General features: G+C 73.4%; 18 protein-coding genes and 1 riboswitch. Of the genes, 6 read left to right on the plus strand and 12 right to left on the minus strand.

From position 1 onward, the window contains the following. Positions 1 to 25 precede the first annotated feature (25 nt). Positions 26 to 1,555 (minus strand): metallophosphoesterase, encoded by a 1,530-nt coding sequence (locus FEF34_RS14415; protein ID WP_138053559.1) that lies wholly within the window; start codon positions 1,553 to 1,555, stop codon positions 26 to 28. 12 nt (positions 1,556 to 1,567) lie between these two features. Beyond that, positions 1,568 to 1,813, minus strand: a complete 246-nt coding sequence (locus FEF34_RS14420) for an SCO4848 family membrane protein (RefSeq protein ID WP_138053560.1) — start codon at positions 1,811 to 1,813, stop codon at positions 1,568 to 1,570. 190 nt (positions 1,814 to 2,003) lie between these two features. On the opposite strand from FEF34_RS14420, the gene FEF34_RS14425 reads away from it, so the two are divergent. Then, on the plus strand, positions 2,004 to 3,263 hold the full coding sequence (locus FEF34_RS14425) for a D-alanyl-D-alanine carboxypeptidase family protein (protein ID WP_325063632.1): 1,260 nt from the start codon (positions 2,004 to 2,006) through the stop codon (positions 3,261 to 3,263). On the opposite strand, the gene FEF34_RS14430 is transcribed toward FEF34_RS14425, so the two are convergent. The 4 genes from FEF34_RS14430 to FEF34_RS14445 form a co-directional block, all read right to left on the minus strand. After that, positions 3,211 to 4,131 (minus strand): YihY/virulence factor BrkB family protein, encoded by a 921-nt coding sequence (locus FEF34_RS14430; RefSeq protein WP_138053562.1) that lies wholly within the window; start codon positions 4,129 to 4,131, stop codon positions 3,211 to 3,213. The genes FEF34_RS14425 and FEF34_RS14430 overlap by 53 nt on opposite strands. Further along, entirely contained in the window at positions 4,119 to 4,532 is a 414-nt protein-coding gene (locus tag FEF34_RS14435; protein ID WP_234043085.1) for a GtrA family protein, read from the minus strand. Before FEF34_RS14435 ends, FEF34_RS14430 begins: the two co-directional genes overlap by 13 nt. A 92-nt stretch (positions 4,533 to 4,624) precedes the next feature. Beyond that, on the minus strand, positions 4,625 to 5,602 hold the full coding sequence (locus FEF34_RS14440) for a decaprenyl-phosphate phosphoribosyltransferase (RefSeq protein ID WP_138053563.1): 978 nt from the start codon (positions 5,600 to 5,602) through the stop codon (positions 4,625 to 4,627). Further along, on the minus strand, positions 5,595 to 6,236 hold the full coding sequence (locus tag FEF34_RS14445; protein WP_138053564.1) for a phosphatase PAP2 family protein: 642 nt from the start codon (positions 6,234 to 6,236) through the stop codon (positions 5,595 to 5,597). The genes FEF34_RS14440 and FEF34_RS14445 overlap by 8 nt, the downstream gene beginning before the upstream one ends. 151 nt (positions 6,237 to 6,387) lie before the next feature. Here FEF34_RS14445 and FEF34_RS14450 point away from each other — a divergent pair, with 151 nt between their 5' ends. Together FEF34_RS14450 and FEF34_RS14455 are read left to right on the plus strand one after the other, a co-directional pair. Further along, a complete protein-coding gene (locus FEF34_RS14450; protein WP_234042402.1) occupies positions 6,388 to 7,812 on the plus strand; it encodes an FAD-binding oxidoreductase in 1,425 nt (474 codons plus the stop codon). 43 nt (positions 7,813 to 7,855) lie between these two features. Continuing rightward, on the plus strand, positions 7,856 to 8,611 hold the full coding sequence (locus tag FEF34_RS14455; protein WP_138053565.1) for a decaprenylphospho-beta-D-erythro-pentofuranosid-2-ulose 2-reductase: 756 nt from the start codon (positions 7,856 to 7,858) through the stop codon (positions 8,609 to 8,611). Between the two features lie 156 nt (positions 8,612 to 8,767). Here FEF34_RS14455 and FEF34_RS14460 read toward each other — a convergent pair whose 3' ends face one another. The 3 genes from FEF34_RS14460 to FEF34_RS14470 form a co-directional block, all read right to left on the minus strand. Beyond that, complete coding sequence (locus FEF34_RS14460) at positions 8,768 to 9,355, minus strand: 2'-5' RNA ligase family protein (RefSeq protein ID WP_138053566.1); 588 nt, start codon at positions 9,353 to 9,355, stop codon at positions 8,768 to 8,770. 108 nt (positions 9,356 to 9,463) lie between these two features. Further along, a complete protein-coding gene (gene trpS / locus FEF34_RS14465; protein ID WP_138053567.1) occupies positions 9,464 to 10,477 on the minus strand; it encodes a tryptophan--tRNA ligase in 1,014 nt (337 codons plus the stop codon). Between the two features lie 949 nt (positions 10,478 to 11,426). Then, positions 11,427 to 12,704: a serine hydroxymethyltransferase gene (locus FEF34_RS14470; RefSeq protein ID WP_138057486.1), complete on the minus strand. Its 1,278-nt coding sequence runs from the start codon at positions 12,702 to 12,704 to the stop codon at positions 11,427 to 11,429. A 29-nt stretch (positions 12,705 to 12,733) separates the two neighbouring features. Further along, positions 12,734 to 12,824: riboswitch (ZMP/ZTP riboswitch) on the minus strand. A gap of 210 nt (positions 12,825 to 13,034) precedes the next feature. Here FEF34_RS14470 and rocD point away from each other — a divergent pair. Then, positions 13,035 to 14,243, plus strand: a complete 1,209-nt coding sequence (rocD, locus tag FEF34_RS14475) for an ornithine--oxo-acid transaminase (protein ID WP_138053568.1) — start codon at positions 13,035 to 13,037, stop codon at positions 14,241 to 14,243. Positions 14,244 to 14,486: 243 nt separating this feature from the next. On the opposite strand, the gene FEF34_RS14480 is transcribed toward rocD, so the two are convergent. Next, complete coding sequence (locus FEF34_RS14480) at positions 14,487 to 15,695, minus strand: glutathionylspermidine synthase family protein (protein WP_138053569.1); 1,209 nt, start codon at positions 15,693 to 15,695, stop codon at positions 14,487 to 14,489. A 13-nt stretch (positions 15,696 to 15,708) separates the two neighbouring features. Next, positions 15,709 to 15,987, minus strand: a complete 279-nt coding sequence (locus tag FEF34_RS14485) for a hypothetical protein (RefSeq protein ID WP_138053570.1) — start codon at positions 15,985 to 15,987, stop codon at positions 15,709 to 15,711. Between the two features lie 136 nt (positions 15,988 to 16,123). On the opposite strand from FEF34_RS14485, the gene FEF34_RS14490 reads away from it, so the two are divergent. After that, positions 16,124 to 16,996: a DMT family protein gene (locus FEF34_RS14490; RefSeq protein ID WP_138057487.1), complete on the plus strand. Its 873-nt coding sequence runs from the start codon at positions 16,124 to 16,126 to the stop codon at positions 16,994 to 16,996. A 271-nt stretch (positions 16,997 to 17,267) separates the two neighbouring features. On the opposite strand, the gene pdxR is transcribed toward FEF34_RS14490, so the two are convergent. Further along, positions 17,268 to 18,704: a MocR-like pyridoxine biosynthesis transcription factor PdxR gene (gene pdxR / locus FEF34_RS14495; RefSeq protein ID WP_138053571.1), complete on the minus strand. Its 1,437-nt coding sequence runs from the start codon at positions 18,702 to 18,704 to the stop codon at positions 17,268 to 17,270. A 47-nt stretch (positions 18,705 to 18,751) separates the two neighbouring features. On the opposite strand from pdxR, the gene FEF34_RS14500 reads away from it, so the two are divergent. Then, positions 18,752 to 19,249: a carboxymuconolactone decarboxylase family protein gene (locus tag FEF34_RS14500; RefSeq protein ID WP_171052954.1), complete on the plus strand. Its 498-nt coding sequence runs from the start codon at positions 18,752 to 18,754 to the stop codon at positions 19,247 to 19,249. Positions 19,250 to 19,368 lie beyond the last annotated feature (119 nt).

Raw genomic sequence — 19,368 nt, forward strand, 5'->3', positions numbered from 1 at the left:
GCAGCGGTACGAGTCCCGGTGACCGTCAGGTCTCGCGGGAGGCGAGCTCCACCACGGTGATGTCGGACGGGGCTCCGACCCTCACCGGCGGTCCCCAGGCCCCGGCCCCGCGCGTGACGTAGAGCTGGGTGTCGCCGTACCGCTCCAGACCCGCGAGGGTCGGATTGGCCAGGTCCGCGAGGTAGTTGGCGGGCCAGAGCTGGCCCCCGTGGGTGTGGCCGGAGAGCTGGAGGTCCACTGCGTGGCGCACGGCCTCGTGGATGACGACCGGCTGGTGGGCGAGGAGCACGGCGGCACGGCTGCGGTCGCGGTCACCGAGCGCCCGTGCGAAGTCCGGGCCCTGGCCCTCGCGTTCGCCCGCCACGTCGTCGATCCCGGCGAGGTCGAAGCCGGCGATCTCGACGCGGTCGTTGCGCAGCGGGGTCAGTCCGAGTTCGCGCACATGGTCGACCCAGGCGTCGGCGCCGGAGAAGTACTCGTGGTTGCCGGTGACGAAGAACGAGCCGTCCCGTGCGCGGAGCCCGGCGAGGGGTTCGGCGGCGCTGCCGAGGTCGGCGACGGTGCCGTCGACCAGGTCCCCGACGACGGCGACGAGATCGGGCTGGGTGGCGTTGATCGCGTCCACGATCCGCTGGGTGTGGGCGCGGCCCAGGACCGGCCCGAGGTGGATGTCGCTCACGACCGCGATCCGGTAGCCGTGCGTGGCCCGCGCAAGCTTCGCGAGCGGCACGGTGACGTGCTTCACACTCGGTCCGCGCAGGACGCCGTACGTCCCGTGGCCGACGGTGCCCGCGGCCGCGGCGACGGCCGCCCCACCGACGATCCGGGCCACGAACAGCCTGCGCGACATTCCGGCCGCCGGACGCCCGTCCTCCGGCGGGCCGGCCGGCGGGGCCTCGGGTGCGCCGGGGGCCTCGGGGGCACGGCCGTCGGTGCGGGCGGTTCCGCCCGGCGTCTCCTGGGCCGGTGCGGCGACCGCGGTCGTCGTTCCCGGGCCGGCGTCGGGCGAGGCCGGGTCCGGGGCCGTCGCAGAACCGGCCGTCGCGGAGCCGACCGTCGCAGAACCGACCGTCGCAGAACCGACCGTCGCAGAACCGACCGTCGCAGAACCGGCGGTCGCGGCGCCCCCGGACGGGCGGCTGTCCGGGCCCTGGGCTGCCGCGTTCGCGGACGCCCCGGCGGGCGGGGACGTGTCGGTCACCCCGGTCGGCGGTGCCCCGGGTGCACGGCCCGCCGCGCGGCGGGCCAGGGCACGGCGCAGAAGAGGGCGGACGGCCTCGCCCGCGACCAGGGCGAGCGTCAGGTACAGCAGCGCGGCGAGCCAGAGGTATCCCGGCCACGCGAAGGTCTGCTGGAGCCAGAAGGGCGCGTCCGCCCGGCTGGAGACGAACGCGCCGACGGTGAGCAGCGGCAGCACGATCACGGCCGCCGTGCCCGCGCGGCGGGCCGCCCCGGGCCCGGCCGTCGTGTCGCGGACCAGGCGCCGCCAGACGTACCAGTGCACCGTCACCAGCAGGGTGACGACGGCAGCGATCACAAGCAGGACGACCAGCACGGCACCGTTCCCCTATTCACGGTCGCGGCGCAATGCGCGTACGCCACGCAACCCGACGACACCGACGGCCGTCCCCAGGAGCAAGGACGTGACGGCGAGCAGCAGATGGACCCAGAAGTACGCAGTCGGGTCACCGGCGTCGTCGAAGGCGAGGCCGCTCGCGTCCTGCCACAGGTTCTTGACGAAAGTGACCCAGATGACCCAGCTCCACACCCCGAACGCGAGCAGGAACCAGGAGACGGGGCGACTGAGCTTCATGGACTCAGTATCGCCGCAGTCCCCTGCACCGGAGCGGCGGGGTCCGGTGCCGCCGGACGCCGGGTCCGCGCCCGCGGAAACCGGAGCCTCGGAGTCCGCCCCGGGACGGGCTGGGCTGTACCGGCGGAGCTCGCGGCGGGTCACCCGGCCGGTGTCGGAGCCGTCGTCGACTCCATGTACGTTCTCGTCCGTGTCTGCCTTGAGGAAAACCGCACTGACCGTCGCCGCCGCCGCGTTGCTGCCCGCGCTCACCGCCGTACCCGCGTCCGCCGCGGCCGAGGTCGGCCCCCGGGACGAGAAGGCACCCAACCCCCCGTCGGTGATGTCCACCGTCGGCGGCGCGCAGCTCGGCAGGCCCGGCACCCAGGTCAGGCTCGCGGCGGGCGCACCCGTCCTCCCCAAGGGGGTGACGGGCCGGTCCTGGATCGTCGCGGACGCCGAGAGCGGCGAGGTGCTGGCCGCGCACAACGCGCACTGGCGGCTGCCCCCCGCCTCCACGCTGAAGATGCTCTTCGCGGACACGGTGCTGCCCAAGCTGTCCAAGGACCAGAAGCACACGGTCACCCGGGGCGAGCTCGACGGCGTCGGCGTGGGCAGCAGCCTCGTGGGCATCAAGGAGAACCAGACCTACTCCGTCCACGACCTGTGGCTCGGGGTGTTCCTCCGCTCGGGGAACGACGCGGTCCATGTGCTGTCCGAGATGAACGGCGGCGTCCCGCGGACCGTGCAGGAGATGCGGGAGCACGCGGAGGAGCTGCAGGCCCTCGACACCCACGTCGTCACGCCGGACGGATACGACGAGAAGGGCCAGGTGTCGAGCGCGTACGACCTGACCCTGATCGCCCGGAGCGGTCTGCAGAAGAAGGACTTCCGGGAGTACTGCGCGACCCCCCGCGCCCAGTTCCCGGGCGAGCAGAAGCCGGGCAAGAAGCGCGAGTCGTTCCAGATCCAGAACACCAACCGGCTGCTGACCGGTGACTTCGGCGTCGCCCCGTACCAGGGCATCGCCGGGGTGAAGAACGGCAGCACCACGCTCGCCGGATCCACCTTCACCGGGGTGGCGGAACGCAACGGCAAGGTGCTGTTGGTCACGGTGATGAACCCGTCATCGAAGGAGGGCCACGCGGTCTACAAGGAGACCGCCCGGCTGCTCGACTGGGGCTTCGCCGCGGCCGGGAAGGTGGAGCCGGTCGGCGAGCTGGTGCCGCCGAAGTCGGCCGACACGGGCGCCTCGGGCGACTCCGACGGGCCGTCGCCGGCCGGCGAGGAGCGCGGGCAGAACCAGCACGGCCCGGGCGAGGCGGCCGCCGCCGGCCACGGTGAGTCCACCGGCGCGGGCATCGCCGTCTCGGTCGCCATCGTCGCGCTGGTGCTGCTCGCGATCGCCGGGTTCCTGGTCAACCGGCGCTGGCCGCTGCCCGATCTGGCCCGTCGTCTGCCTCGCCGCTGACGGGTTCCTCCGCACCTGGGCCACTGCCCGTGGCCGTCCAGGCGGCGCAGTACAGCAGCAGCTTCGCCGTGAAGTTGATCCACAGCAGCAGGGCGACGGGCACACCGAACGCGCCGTACATCGAGTTCGCCGCCACACCGGAGATGTAGCCGCTGAGCAGCAGCTTCAGCAGCTCGAAGCCGATGGCCCCGATCAGCGCCGCCACGATCAGCCGGCGGCGCGGGGGATGGACGCCGGGCAGCAACGTCAGGACGTACAGCAGCATCAGGAAGTCGGCGGCGACCGCGACCGCGAGGGCGGCGGTCTGCAGCAGCACACCGCCCGCCCCGTCGCGGTCGATGCCGATCTGGTCCGCGGTCCAGCCGACGGCGCTGGACCCGAGCGCCGACGCGGCGAACGAGGCCAGCACCACGGCGCCGAGGCCGAGCAGGACCACCGCGTCCTTGCCCTTGCGGACCAGCGGGTTGCCGTCCCCCTTGTCGTCGAGGCCCCAGACGACCCGCAGGCACTCCCGCATCGAGCCGATCCAGCCGATGCCGGTGAGCAGCAGCAGCGCACCGGCGATCAGCCCGACGGTGCCGGCGTTGTCCACCAGCGCGCCGAGGTCGAGCTGGTCGGAGATGCCCGGTACCTGCTCGGTCAGCCTGCCTTGCAGAGCCTTCAGCCGCTCCTTGCCCACCAGCGTGGCACCGATCGCGGCGGCGACGGTGATCAGCGGGAACAGCGCGAGGAAGCTGATGAAGGTGATCGCCGCGGCCAGCCGGGTCCAGCGCGCCTCGTCGAGCTTCTCGTACGAGCGCCATGTGTGCGTCCGCATCAGCCGCTGCGCGAGCGGTCCGATGACGGGAAGCCGGGTCAGCCAGTCCATGGCCTACGCCTTCCCCCGACCTGCTCCGTTGATCCGAAGACGAGCGTCCGCGTCCCCCAGAAGCGCAGACAGGTCGCGAGGAGCATGCCCACGCCCAGACCTGACACGGTGTCGGCGCGGGCCGAGGTGAAGCCGAGGACGTGGTGGGAGACGGCGAGGCAGAGCAGTTGGACGAGGGCGCCGGCCGCGTTGACCCCGAAGAAGGCGGCGCAGTCGCGCCAGGAGACACGCCGGGCCCGCCCGCGGCCGCCGTAGGTGCCGAGCGCGTTGCCCAGGTAGGCGACGGTGGAGCCGGCGAGGAAGGACAGCGTCTTGGCCGTCAGCGGCTCCCAGCCGAACCGGCCGCGGAGCAACAGGAAGAGCACGAGGTCGACGGCGTAGGCGCAGCACCCGACGAGCAGGAACGAGACGAGTTCCCGCCCGTCCGGCCCGGCGGTCCGGGCCCTGGGGCGGGGAAGCGGGCGGTAGAGGGGCGGCCGGTGCAGCGGCTCGGTCACAGGCCCGCGACCGCCATGCCGTAGATCGCCAGCCAGGCCAGTCCGATGACGGCGAGCGGCCGGTCGCGCAGGACGACGTCCTCGGGTGCGCCCGCGGCCCCCCGGTCGGCGAAGACCGCGTACCGCAGCACGGCCAGGATGAACGCGATCATCGAGAGCTGGCGCCACGGCAGCAGCGAGCCGTCGGCGCTCCCGCCGTCCTCCAGCGCCCAGAGGCAGTAGCCGAGGACCGCCACACCGGCCGCGAGCTGCCACACGAAGCGGAGGTAGCCGGTCGTGTACGAGGTGAGCAGGGCCCGGGTCGCGCCGGCGGAGCCCTCCATCTCGACGGCTTCCGAGTAGCGCTTGGCGGCCACCATGAAGAGCGCTCCGAAGCCGGTGGTGATCAGGAACCAGCGGGACAGCGGAATGGACAGCGCCACCCCGCCGACCATGGCGCGCATCAGGAACCCCGTGGTGACGATGGCGAGATCGACGACGAGGACGTGCTTGAGCCGGACGCAGTAGGCGATCTGCATCACCACGTACGCCGTCAGCAGCGCGGCCGTCATGGCGTTGCACAGGACGGCCGCGGCGGCGGTCGAGGCGACGGCGAGCAGCGCCCCGGCGCCGTAGGCGACGGGCACCGGCACGTCCCCGCGGGCCACCGGGCGCCGGCACTTCGCGGGGTGCGCGCGGTCGGCCTCCGCGTCCAGCGCGTCGTTGATCAGATAGACGGCGGAGGCGGCGGCCGTGAACAGCACGAAGACGAGGCCGAGTTGGCCGGCGGTCTGCCCGGACACCAGCTCCCCGGCCGCAGCCGGCGCCGCCCCGACGAGCACGTTCTTGATCCACTGGCGCGGTCTGGCGGTCCTGACCAGACCGATCGGCAGGCTCAGCGGACGCCGGCGTCCGCGGGCGGACCCGCCGGGCGGCAGCGGCGGCCGTCCGGGCTCTCCCGACTGCTCCAGCAGTGCGGTGCTGCGCTCAGACACGGCGACCCCCGCCGGGCCGGCACCCTCCCGCGGCCCGTAGCCAGGCGGTTCCGCCGTGTGCCAGCAGCCCTCCGAGCAGCGCCCCCGCGGCCACGTCGGTGGGGTAGTGGACCCCGGCGACCAGGCGGGACACACACATGGCGGCGGCGAGCGGCGGGACCAGCACCCGGCCGGCCGGACGCGGCACCCCGAAGGCCACGGCGGCGGCCGCCGCCGAGGCGGCGTGCGAACTGGGGAAGGAGTGCCGCCCCGCGGTGCGTACGAGGGGTTCGCCCGTGGGCAGCAGGGGCCGGGGGCGCCGCACCAGGCGCTTGACGCCCATGCTGGTCAGATGGGCGGCGGCGATCAGCGCGGTGCCCCGCAGCCAGCCGTCGCGCCGCTCGCGGTCGGCCGCCGCGCAGACCAGGCCGCCCGCCAGCCAGAGCGCGGCGTGCTCACCGCCGTGCGAGAGCGCGCGGGCCGCCGCCGCGACCCGGGGTTCGTCGCCGCAGCCGCGCAGCACGGCCAGCAACCGCCGCTCGGCGGCGGTCCAGCCCGCCTGCCCCTGCCTGCGCCCGGGCCGACGGACCTGCGGATCGTGCGGATCCCGCGGGCCGCTCCGTTCCGGCCGGGGTGTGCCTTCGGCGTCTCGCATCTGCCGCCCCTTTCGATACACCGGGAACGACTCTTCTCAATGTGGGGCCGAATCTTGCGGTCATATTTTGTGACACCCGTTTAATCACCCGTTTCGGCGAGTCAGGGACATTGAAGGCAAATCATCCGTAAGGGGCGATACCGTCGCGCGCATGTCTGCCGAGTGCGTCCCCGTCGCCCCTGCCGAGCACGCCGCCCCGACCTCGCCCGCGACCCCTTCAGGCCGGGACGGCGATCTGCCGGTGCCGGTGACCGGATGGGGGCGCACCGCGCCCTCCGCGGCACTGCTGGTCCGTCCCCGGACGCACGAGGAGGCCGTGGCGGCCGTACACCGATGCGGCAACCGCGGCACCATCGCCCGCGGGCTGGGCCGGGCCTACGGCGACGCGGCGCAGAACGCGGGCGGGGCCGTCCTCGACACGACCGGCCTGGACCGCATCCGCACGATCGACGCCGAGGGCGGGGTCGTCGTCTGCGACGCGGGGGTCAGCCTCCACCGGCTGATGGAGGTGCTGCTGCCGCTCGGCTGGTTCGTACCGGTCACGCCCGGGACCCGCTACGTCACGGTCGGCGGCGCCGTCGGCGCGGACATCCACGGCAAGAACCACCATGTGTCCGGGTCCTTCTCCCGCCACGTCCTCTCGCTGGAACTGCTGACCGCGGACGGCGAGGTGCGCACGGTGGTCCCCGGCACCGAGCTCTTCGACGCGACGACCGGCGGCATGGGCCTGACCGGCGTCGTCCTCTCCGCCACCGTCCGGCTGCACCCCGTCGAGACGTCGCTGATGTCGGTGGACACCGAGCGCGCCGGCGACCTCGACGATCTGATGGCCCGTCTGACCGCCCATGACGACCGCCACCGCTATTCGGTCGCATGGATCGACCTGGTCGCGCGCGGGGCGGCGACGGGCCGCGCGGTCCTCACCCGCGGGGAGCACGCGCCGCTGGACGCGCTCCCGGCGCGCGCTCGGCGCCGGCCGCTGGAGTTCCGCCCCCGGCAGTTCCCCCCCGCGCCCGCCTTCGTCCCCGAAGGACTGCTCGGCCGTGCCTCCGTGTCCCTCTTCAACGAGCTCTGGTACCGACGCGCACCCCGCGCACGTCGCGGGCAGCTGCAGAGCATCCCGGCCTTCTTCCATCCGCTCGACGGTGTTCCGCACTGGAACCGCGTCTACGGCCGGAGCGGCTTCGTCCAGTACCAGTTCGTGGTCGGCCACGGGCAGGAGGAGGCGTTGCGCACGATCGTGCGGCGCGTCGCCCGGCACGGATGCCCGTCGTTCCTCGCCGTGCTGAAGAGGTTCGGCGAGGGCGACCCGGGCTGGCTGTCGTTCCCGATGCCCGGCTGGACGCTCGCCCTGGACGTACCGGCCGGGCTGCCGGGCCTCGGCCCGTTCCTGGACGGGCTCGACCAGGTGGTGGCCGACTGCGGCGGACGCGTCTATCTGGCCAAGGACTCCCGGCTGCGGCCGGAGTTGCTGTCGGTGATGTACCCGGGCCTCGACCGCTTCCGGGCGCTGCGCGCACGGCTCGACCCGCGCGGGGTGTTCGTGTCCGACCTGTCCCGCCGGCTGTCCCTGTGACCTCGGCCGGCCCAGCACCCATGTGACGCAAGGAGCACGCACCATGAAGGACGCCTTCGGTACCCCCCAGACCCTGCTCGTCCTCGGCGGCACGTCGGAGATCGGCCTGGCCACCGCGCGAAGGCTGGTGGCCCGCCGGACCCGTACGGTCTGGCTGGCCGGCCGCCCCTCGCCCGCGCTGGACTCCGCCGCCGCCGGGCTGCGTGAACTCGGCGCCGACGTACGCACCGTGGTCTTCGACGCCCTGAACCCCAGCGGGCACGAGGAGGCCCTCGGCAAGGTGTTCGCCGAGGGCGACATCGACATGGTGCTGCTCGCGTTCGGTGTGCTGGGCGACCAGGCGCACGACGAGGCCCGGCCGCTCGACGCGGTCCGCGTCGCCCAGACCAACTACACCGGAGCAGTGTCCTCCGGGCTGATCTGCGCCGGTGCGCTCCAGGCACAGGGGCACGGCTCGCTCGTCGTGCTGTCGTCGGTGGCGGGCGAGCGGGCCCGGCGGGCCAATTTCATCTACGGCTCCAGCAAGGCGGGACTCGACACCTTCACCCAGGGGCTCGGCGACGCCCTGCACGGCACGGGCGTGCACGTGATGGTCGTCAGGCCCGGCTTCGTGCGGTCGAGGATGACGGCGGGGCTGGTGGAGGCGCCCCTGGCCACGACGCCCGACCAGGTGGCGCAGGCCATCGAGAAGGGACTGCGGCGGCGCTCCGAGACCGTGTGGGTCCCAGGGGTACTGCGGGTGGTGATGTCGGCGCTGCGGCACGTCCCCCGGCCGTTGTTCCGCCGCCTCCCGGTCTGAGGTCGGCGGTCCCACGCGGAGGCCCCGGCCCGCCGCAGCGCACCGTGGCCGGGTCCGTCCGCTGCGCTGGAGTTGCCGTGAGCCGGGGCGCACCGGCCCGGGCCTTCGCCCGCGCCGCCCCGCCCCACGGTCATCGGGAGCGCGGCGGCTCCGGGATCACTGGTGCGTCGGGGCCGGTGCGTCGACCGGGGCGCTCTGCGGCGGGACGCCCGGCGCAGAGCCACCCCCGAACGCGTACTCGCGCAACTTGCGCCACACCCCGTCCGCACCCTGCTCGTAGAGGGCGAAGGAGGTGCAGGTCCACGCGGCCTCGTAGCCGGCCAGCTCCTCGTACGCCCGGTCCATCGCCTCCTCGGCGATGCCGTGGGCGACGGTCACATGCGGATGGTAGGGCCACTGCAGCTCGCGCACGAGCGGTCCCGAATCGTCCCGCACCCGCTGCTGGAGCTGGGTGCAGTCCGCCGCGCCCTCGACCACCTTGACGAACACCACGGGCGACAGCGGGCGGAACGTGCCCGTGCCGGACAGTCGCATGGGGAACGCCCGGCCGACCGCCGCGACCTTCGTCAGATGTGCCTCGACCTCGGGCAGGACCGACGCGTCGGCCTCGGTGGGCGGAAGCAGGGTCACATGCGTGGGGATGCCGTGCGCGGCGGGATCCCCGAAGCCCGCGCGCCGCTCCTGGAGCAGGCTGCCGTAGGGCTCCGGGACCGCGATCGAAACGCCGAGCGTTACGGTCCCCACGTGTTCTCCTCATCCGGGTTCTGGGTCGTCTGCGTTGGCGCCAGTGTGACGCCTGCGGCCGTGGTCCCGCCAGGGCCCTTGGCCCGGTGCCCGGCGGAACCGCCGTCCTCAGTGCTTGGCGGGCAGGAATCCCACCCGGTCGTACGTCTGCGCGAGGGTCTCCGCGGCCACCGCACGGGCCTTCTCCGCGCCCTTGGCCAGCAGCGAGTCCAGCGTCTCCGGGTCGTCCAGGAACTCCTGGGTGCGCGCCCGGAACGGGGTGACGAAGTCGACCATGACCTCGGCGAGGTCGGTCTTGAGCGCGCCGTAGCCCTTGCCCTCGTACCGCTGCTCCAGCTCCGCGACACCGGTGCCGGTGAGGGTGGACAGGATCGTGAGCAGGTTGCTCACGCCTGGCTTCCCGGCCAGGTCGAAGCGGATCACCGTGTCGGTGTCGGTGACGGCGCTCTTGACCTTCTTCGCGGTCGCCTTCGGTTCGTCGAGCAGATTGATCAGGCCCTTGGGGGTGGACGCCGACTTGCTCATCTTGATCTGCGGGTCCTGCAGGTCGTAGATCTTCGCCGTCTCCTTCAGGATGTACGGCTCGGGGAGCGTGAAGGTCCGGCCGAACCGGCCGTTGAAGCGCTCGGCGAGATCGCGGGTGAGCTCGATGTGCTGCCGCTGGTCCTCACCGACCGGCACCTGGTCGGCCTGGTACAGCAGGATGTCGGCGACCTGGAGGATCGGGTACGTGAAGAGGCCGACGGTGGCCCGGTCGGCGCCCTGCTTGGCGGACTTGTCCTTGAACTGCGTCATGCGCGAGGCCTCGCCGAAGCCGGTGAGGCAGTTCATCACCCAGCCGAGCTGGGCGTGCTCGGGCACATGGCTCTGGACGAACAGGGTGCAGCGCTCCGGGTCGAGGCCCGCGGCGAGCAGCTGGGCGACGGCCAGGCGGGTGTTGGCGCGCAACTCGGCCGGGTCCTGCGGGACCGTGATCGCGTGCAGGTCGACCACCATGTAGAAGGCGTCGTGGGTCTCCTGCAGGGCGACCCACTGGCGGACCGCGCCGAGATAGTTGCCGAGGTGGAACGAGCCGGCGGTGGGCTGGATTCCCGAGAGCACACGAGGACGTTCAGAGGCCATGCTCAGCATTGTCTCAGGTGGCGCCGACAGCTCGGGAACCGATCGGCGGCGCGCGGTGCATCGAGGGTGCGGGCGTGCGGGAGGACGCCCGGAGGGCCGCACTCCGGCCCTCGTCGGGGGGCGGGGGCGATCGCTCGCGTACGTTCCGGAGCCCGGGGCCCATGCGGGGCCGGCGCGCGGACACCGGTGGCGCCGCGCGCGGCGGTGGCCTGCGGCGCCTGCTCCGACGCGGAGGACGCGGTGCCGTCCGCCTTCTTCGGGGCGTACCGGCCGCCGGGCCGGTTCCGGACTGCGCGGCCCGCCGACCGCGGCTGCCTCGGATCGGGGCCGGTGAGACGAGGAACGGTGAGACGAGGAACACAGTGCAGTCGGCCGTGCGGACGCGTGAGCTCGCCGGGCGGGAAGCGCGGCCGCCGGGCGGCCGGAGCCGCCGGTACCGGACGCGGCCGTCCCGGCTGCCGCGGCGGAGCCGGACCGCGTGCACCACCGCGCCGCCCGACCGGGGCGGGGACTGCCGCGCAGGGGCGTGGGGCGGGACGCCCGCACCGACCGCACCCACCCGACCGGCGCGAGGACGACCGCGCCACGCCCGACCGGCACGGAGACGACCGCACAGGGGTGTGAGGCGGGACGGTCCGGAGGCCGTGCCGGAGGGGACGCGGGGACTGCCGCGCCACGCCCGACCGGGGCGGGGACGACCGCACAGGGGCGTGGGGCGGGACGGTCCGGAGGCCGTGCCGGAGGGGACGCGGGGACGACCGCGCCACGCCCGACCGGGGCGGGGACGACCGCACAGGGGCGTAGGGCGGGACGGTCCGGAGGCCGCGCCCACCCGACCGGCGCCAGGACGACCGCGCCACGCCCGACCGGCACGGAGACGACCGTGCAGGGGCGTGGGGCGGGACGGTCCGGAGGCCGTGCCGGAGGGGACGCGGGGACGACCGTCGGGTCAGGCCGGCAGGCCGGGCGCCGGGAAGGCCGACATCAGGTCGCGGACCTCGGCCCGGATCGCGGCCAGGGCCTCCTCGTCTCCCTTGCGGGCGGCGGCCACCCCGCGGTCGATCCAGTCCGCGACGGCCGGCATGTGCTCCGTGGCGAGGCCGCGGGACGTCAGAGAAGGGGTGCCGATGCGGATGCCGGAGGGGTCGAAGGGCTTTCGCGGGTCGTAGGGGACCGTGTTGTAGTTGACCACGATCCCCGCCCGGTCCAGGGCCTGTGCCGCGACCTTCCCCGGAACGTCCCTGGACGTGAGGTCCATCAGCACCAGGTGGTTGTCGGTACCCCCGGAGACCAGCTCGAAGCCGCGGGCGACCAGGGCCTCGGCGAGGGCCTTGGCGTTGGCGACGACGGCGTGGGCGTAGTCGCGGAAGGAGGGCTGGGCCGCCTCGTGCAGGGCGACGGCGATGGCGGCGGTGGTCTGGTTGTGCGGACCGCCCTGGAGGCCGGGGAAGACGGCCTTGTCGATGGCCTTGGCGTGCTCCTCGCGGGACATCAGCATGGCGCCCCGCGGACCGCGCAGCGTCTTGTGCGTGGTCGTGGAGATCACGTCGGCGTGCGGGACCGGCGAGGGGTGGGCACCACCGGCGATCAGGCCGGCGATGTGCGCGACGTCGGCGACGAGGACGGCGCCCGCCTCGCGGGCGATCTCCCCGAACGCGGCGAAGTCGATGGTGCGCGGCAGGGCGGTGCCGCCGCAGAAGATGACCTTCGGCCGTTCCTCCAGGGCGAGTTCACGCACCTCGTCGAGGTCGATGCGGCCGTTGTCCCGCCGGACGCCGTACTGGACGCCCCGGAACCACGTGCCGGTGGCCGACACGCCCCAGCCGTGGGTGAGGTGACCGCCCATGGGGAGGGCCATGCCCATCACGGTGTCGCCGGGCTCGGCGAAGGCGAGGTACACGGCCAGATTGGCCGGGGAGCCGGAGTAGGGCTGGACGTTGGCGTGCTCGACGCCGAAGAGGGACCTCGCGCGGGCGACGGCGAGCCGCTCGACCCGGTCGATGTTCTGCTGGCCCTCGTAGTAGCGGCGCCCCGGGTAGCCCTCGCTGTACTTGTTCTGCAGGACGGTGCCGGAGGCCTCCAGCACCGCCTGGGAGACGTAGTTCTCGCTGGGGATGAGCCGCAGGGTGTCGGCCTGCAGACGCTCCTCGGCCCCCACGAGCGCGGCCAGTTCGGGATCGGCTGCGGTGAGCGCGGGATGGCGGGCGGGCGTGGCGGGAACGGGCATGGCGTCCTCCGGGCAGATGGCGGGTGCGTCCGGGGTGCCCAGGCGGGCGGCACCTCGCAGGTTCTGCCGCACACGGCTTCCCCGCGGTTCGTTCCGCGTACGCCAGTCGCCGTGCGTACCGTCCACCCTACTGGTGGTGGCCCCGGGGCACGGCCACGGGTTCACGAACGGCGGGGAAACGAGAAGGTCTCCGGCGGACCGCACCGGAAGCCCGATGTTTCCTCATACGGTGAGCGAGCGACGATAGAAAAGGGGCACGCAGCCCGGCCCCGGTCCGATCGGGCGACCCACGCCGCAGTGGACCCACGCCGCAGTACGAACGGAGACCCCGTGTCTGCAACGGAGAGAGCCATCGCCTCCGCGGAGGCGCACAGCGCCCACAACTACCATCCCCTGCCCGTCGTGGTCGCGACGGCGGACGGTGCGTGGATGACGGACGTCGAGGGGCGCCGCTTCCTCGACATGCTCGCCGGGTACTCGGCGCTCAACTTCGGCCATGGCAACCGGCGCCTGATCGACGCCGCGAAGGCCCAGCTGGAGCGGGTGACGCTGACCTCGCGGGCGTTCCACCACGACCGGTTCGCCGACTTCTGCACCCAGCTCGCAGAGCTGTGCGGCATGGAGATGGTGCTGCCCATGAACACCGGGGCGGAAGCGGTCGAGACCGCCGTGAAGACGGCCCGCAAGTGGGGCTACAGGGTCAAGGGCGTCCCGCCCGGCCAGGCGAAGATCGTCGTCGCGGCGAACAACTTCCACGGCCGCACGACGACGATCATCAGCTTCTCCACGGACGCGGAGGCCCGGGCCGACTTCGGTCCGTACACGCCGGGCTTCGAGATCGTGCCGTACGGCGACCTCACCGCCCTGCAGGCCGCGTGCAGCGCCAACACGGTGGCGGTGCTGCTGGAGCCGATCCAGGGCGAGGCCGGGGTGCTGGTGCCGCCGGCCGGCTATCTCGCCGGGGTACGGGAGCTGACCCGCGAGCGCAACGTCCTGTTCATCGCCGACGAGATCCAGTCCGGTCTGGGCCGCACCGGACGGACGTTCGCCTGCGAACACGAGGGTGTCGTCCCCGACATGTACGTCCTCGGCAAGGCCCTCGGGGGCGGTGTCGTCCCCGTGTCGGCGGTGGTGTCCTCCTCCGAGGTCCTCGGGGTCTACCGGCCCGGCGAGCACGGCTCGACCTTCGGCGGCAACCCGCTGGCCTGCGCGGTGGCACTGGAGGTGGTCACGATGCTGCGCACCGGCGAGTTCCAGCAGCGGGCGAGCGAACTGGGCGACCATCTGCACCATGAACTCGGGCTGCTGGTGGGCGGCGGCGCGGTGGCTGCGGTGCGCGGGCGCGGGCTGTGGGCCGGTGTCGACATCGCCCCCTCGCACGGCACTGGCCGGGAGATCTCCGAGAAGCTCATGGACCGCGGTGTCCTGGTCAAGGACACGCACGGCTCGACGATCCGGATCGCGCCGCCGCTCGTGATCAGCAAGGAGGACCTGGACTGGGGCCTCGACCAGCTGCGCGCGGTGCTGTCGGGCGAGTGAGCGGGACGCGGGAGCGAAGTCCGGGAGGCGGCGTGACCTGACCGGGACGTGAGCGACGGGCGGTGGCCCCGGGCCGACAGGGTCCGGGGCCACCGCCGCGCCCGGCGGTGGCTTCGCCCACGCCCGGACGGCTCCGCCCGGCGGTGGATTCCGCCCGACCAGCACCTTCGGCCCGTCGGAGGAACCCGCCCGGCCAAGCACGTCCGTACGTCGGAGGAACCCAGCCGACCAGCACTTCCCCCGTCAGAGGATCACATGCGGCAGGAAACGGGCGTACTCGTCCGTGACCAGCCCGGCGGACTCGCGGATGCCGAGTCCGGCCGCCTCGTTCTCGACGACCCAGGCACCGAGCACCACGCGGTTCCCCCCGCCGGAGCCGTCGCCCTCGGGTGCCGTCAGATCGGGGAGCGGCGCCAACTGCTGGTAGCAGCAGGGCTCGTCGCGCACCCCGGGCACCGTTCCCGGCTCGTGGACCGTGATGCCCGAGCCCTCGCGGCCCAGGAGCGGTTTGGCGACCCAGCCGGTGGAGGCTGCGAGTTCGCGCGGGCCGTCGAGATAGGCGGGCAGCAGGTTCGGATGCCCGGGGTAGAGCTCCCACAGCACCGCGAGCAGCGCCTTGTTGGAGAGCAGCATCTTCCAGGCGGGTTCGATCCAGCAGGTACTCCCGGTGCCGCCGCCGTTGTCCAGGGTGTCCATGACGTGCGGGCCGAAGCGGTCCGTCGTCAGCCACTCCCAGGGGTACAGCTTGAAGCAGCTGCGGATGAAGCGGAGCCGCTCGTCCACGAAACGGCCCGCCAGCCTGTCCCAGCCGATCTGCTCCACGGACAGCGCCTCGGTGGTCAGCCCCGCCTGCTGGGCGGTCTCGCGCAGATACGCGACCGTCATCAGGTCCTCGCCCAGTTCGTCGCCGTCGGAGTGCACGAAGTGCAGCGGGCCGGGCGGCAGCAGCGGGGCCTGCCGCTTCCAGGCGTCGACCAGGCGCTCGTGCAGCGAGTTCCACTGGTCGGCACCCGGGAAAAGGTCCTCCATCCAGAACCACTGGGGGCTGGCCGCCTCCACCAGCGACGTGGGGGTGTCGGCGTTGTACTCCAGCATCTTGGCCGGCCCGGAGCCGTCGTAACGCAGGTCGAACCGCCCGTACAGGGAGGGGAGTTCGGCGCGCCGCTGCCAGGACTCGGCGACGAGGCGCGCCAGTCGGGGGTCGGTGATGCCGAGGTCCGCGAAACGGTCGTGCGCCACGATGTGGGCCGCGGCGTCGAGACACATGGCGTGCAGTTCCTCGACGACCTCCTCCAGCGCCTCTACCTCCGCCAGCGAGAACGCGTAGTAGGCGCTCTCGTCCCAGTACGGCCGCAGTGAACCGTCCGGATAGCGGGTGAGGGGATAGACGAGACCCTGCTCCTCGACGATCCGCTGCCAGCCGCTGCGGGGTTCGACGGTGTGTCGCTCCATGCCGCCGGACCGCTCAGCCGCCGCCGGAGCCGGAGCAGCCGAAGCCGCCGCGCTCCACCGCGGCCCGGTCGAAGCTGCCGCCCGACACCCTGCCGTCGGACTTGCTGCCGCCGTAGTAGTAGGTGCCGCTTCCGCTGCTCCTGTCGTCGCACTCGTAGCTCGGCAGCACCTCGCGGGTGACGGGGTCGACGCAGCGCCTGTCGGGCTCCGCACCGCACGACGTGATCGCCGTCGCGAGCACTCCCATACCGCCGAGCACCACCGTGCTCGACCTCAGCCTGCGACGTGCCATCCTCCGGGCCTCCCCCTCGGCGTTCGGACGTTTCCTGCCGGACGACCGGCCGCCGGACAGACTAGAGGGCGCCTCCGGAAGTCCGTAACCGGGTCCGCGAACCCTCCACGTCTAGAGTCGTTTTGTGATCTTTGGAATGCTCTGCGCCCTGGGTTCGTCGGTCTGCTACGGCACGGCCACCGTCCTCCAGGCCGTGGCGGCCCGGGCGGCGGCCGGCCAGGACGAGGGGGCGTCCCGCGCGGGGGTGGACGCCGCACTGTTCGTGCGCGCGGTGCGCCAGTGGCGCTACCTCGTCGGACTCGCCCTCGACGGGGCGGGCTTCGCGCTTCAGATCGTGGCGCTGCTGCTGATCCCCATCTACGCGGTCGGCGCGGCGATGGCGGCGAGTCTGGCCGTGACCGCGGTACTGGCCACGCGCGTGCTGGCGGTGCGGCTGAGCCGGACGGAGTGGACGGCGGTCGTCGTGGTCTGCGCGGGGCTCGCGATGCTGGGGCTCGCCTCGGGGCCGGAGGGCAGGGCGCCCGCACCGCCATGGCTGGAATGGGCACTGCTCGGCACGGGAGCCGGTGTCCTGCTGTGCGGCGCCGCCGCCGGCCGGCTGCCCGGCCGTTCGCGCGCGCTGGCGCTGGGGGTGTGCGCGGGGCTCGGCTTCGGGGTACCGGAAGTGGCGGTCCGGCTGCTGGAGCGGCCCTCGCTCGCCGATCCGGCGCTGTACGCGCTGCTGCTCGGCGGCGCGGCGGCGTTCCTGCTGCTCACTTCGGCGTTCGCACACGGCTCCGTCACCACGGCCACGGCGGGGATGGTCCTCACGGAGACCATCGCCCCGGCAGCCGTGGGCGTGGTCTGGCTGGGTGACCGTACCCGCGAGGGCCTGGCCTGGCTCGCCGTCCTGGGCTTCGCCGTCTCCGTGGCCGGCGCGCTGGCGCTGGCCCGCTTCGGCGAGCTCCCGGCCGCGGCGTCGCCGTCCCGCTCCTCCGGGGCCCGGCCCGGCGACCGCGACCGCGGCTGAGCCGCCCCGAGCGATCCGTAGGCCCGGCACCCGGCCACGCGGCAGGGGCGTCAGGACGTCGGTCCGGCGTCAGGCGGTCAGGCTCTCCGCCGGGTCCGTCCGGCACTCCCGGCGCGCGGACCGGTGGACCGGACCGGCACACCCGGCGCGGGCCGGTGGACCGGACCGGCACACCCGGCGCGCGGGCCGGTGGACCGGACCCGGCACTCCCGGCCCGACCGGTCCGGCCCGGTCGCGCCCGGGCCATCCGCCTGAAAGCCCGTCAGCGGAGTCAGGGAAGCACTCGGCACAACGCGTCCAGTGCCCCCGACCACGCGCTGTCCGCCGGGGTGCCGTAGCCGACGACGAGGGCGTCCGGTCCCGGTGGGGCGGCCGGGTGCCGGAAGCGGCTGAGGCCCTCCACGGCGAGGCCCTGCCAGACGGCGGCCTGGACGATCGCGCGTTCGGTGCCCGGCGGGAGTTCCAGCACCGCGTGCATCCCGGCCGCGATGCCGCTCACCCGGATGCCCGGAGCGCGTTCCGCGAGCGCGTCGACGAGCTGGTCTCGGCGGCGGCGGTAGCGCAGCCGCATGGCCCGCACATGGCGGTCGTAGGCACCGGAGGAGATGAACTCGGCCAGGGTCAGCTGGTCGAGCGAGCCCGAGGACCAGTCGGACACCCCCTTCGCGGCGGCCACGTCGCCCACCAGTGCCTCGGGTAGGACCATCCACGCCAGCCGCAACCCCGGCGCCAGGGACTTGCTCGCCGTACCGAGGTACACGACCCGCTCGGGATCCAGTCCCTGGAGGGCGCCGATGGGCTGGCGGTCGTAGCGGAACTCCCCGTCGTAGTCGTCCTCCAGGATCAGTCCGCCCGTGCCGCACGCCCAGTCGACCACGGCGGTGCGCCGGTCCGGGGGCAGTGCGACCCCCATGGGGAACTGGTGGGCGGGCGTCAGCAGAACCGCTCCCGCGCGCTTGGAGGAGGCGAGATCGCCGGTGCGGGTGCCGCGTTCGTCGAAGCTCAGCGGGGACAGCCGCAGGCCGGCGTCGGTCAGCCGCTCCCAGTGGATGTCGAGCCCGTACGCCTCGACCGCCACCTCCGTCACCCGGCCCCTGAGGCCGGCCGACGGCGCGCCGGCCCGCAGCACCGAGCCGAGCAGCATCAGCCCGTGGACGTAACCCGAGCAGATCACGATGCGCTCCGGGTCGGCGTACACGCCACGGGCCCGGGCCAGGTAGTCGGCGAGGACGGTGCGCAGTTCCACGCGGCCACGTGGATCGCCGTAGCCGAAGGCCTCGTGCGGGGCGGCCGTGATCGCACGACGGGCCGCCCTGAGCCACTCGGCGCGCGGGAACGACGCCAGGTCCGGCGATCCGGGCATCAGGCTGTACGCGGGGCGGCCGCGCGCCGGTCCCGGGCGCGGCGGCGAAGGTGCCGGCCTGCTCGGGGCGGCGCGCCGGGCCACCCGCGTGCCCGAGCCCTGCCGGGCGGTGAGCCATCCCTCGGCGACGAGTTCCGCGTAGGCCTCGGCGACGGTGTTGCGGGCGATGCCGAGGTCGGCGGCGAGCGTCCGAGAGGACGGCAGCCGGGTGCCGGGGGCGAGCCTGCCGCTGCGGACCGCGTCCCGCAGGGCGTCCGTCAACCCGGTCCGCAGGCCGGTGCCGCGCAGCTCGACATGGAGGTCGGCGCCCGCGCCGGATCGAAAAGTGGCCCAGTCATTCGCCATAGAAATGGACCATAGCAATGTGCCATGTTTCGCGTACGGTCGACGGCATGACAGAGATCGACAACGACTTGAACCACGAGCACGGCCCGCGCATGAAGTGGGCCGAGCACGCGCCCGAGGTGTACAAGGCCATGGTCAGGCTGGACGCGGCCGCCCGGCAGGGTGTCGACCCCACGCTGCTGGAACTGGTGAAGATCCGCGCATCCCAGCTCAACCACTGCGCCTTCTGCCTCGACATGCACACCAAGGACGCCCTCGCGGCGGGCGAGTCGGTGGACCGGATCATCCAGCTGAGCGCCTGGGAGGAGTCGCGGCACTTCTACACGGCGCGGGAGATCGCGGCGATCGAGCTGACGGACGCCATGACGGTACTGACGGACGGGTTCGTCCCGGACGAGGTGTACGAGAGGGCCGCGAAGCACTTCGAAGAGGCGGAGCTGGCGCAGCTGATCGCGGCGATCGCCGTCATCAACACGTGGAACCGCTTCGCCGTGACGACGCGGATGGCGCCCGGCCACTACACCCCCGGCCAGTACAAGCGCTGAGGGCATCGATGTCCGTGGCGGACATCCGCACCTGTACCACGGACGGGCACCCGAGGACGCTCTGGTCCGCACGGTCCGCCCCGGGCCGGGCAGTCCCGCGCCTCACCGGGCGGAACCGG

It is taken from the genome of Streptomyces marianii, assembly GCF_005795905.1.
Classification (GTDB): Bacteria; Actinomycetota; Actinomycetes; order Streptomycetales; family Streptomycetaceae; genus Streptomyces; species Streptomyces marianii.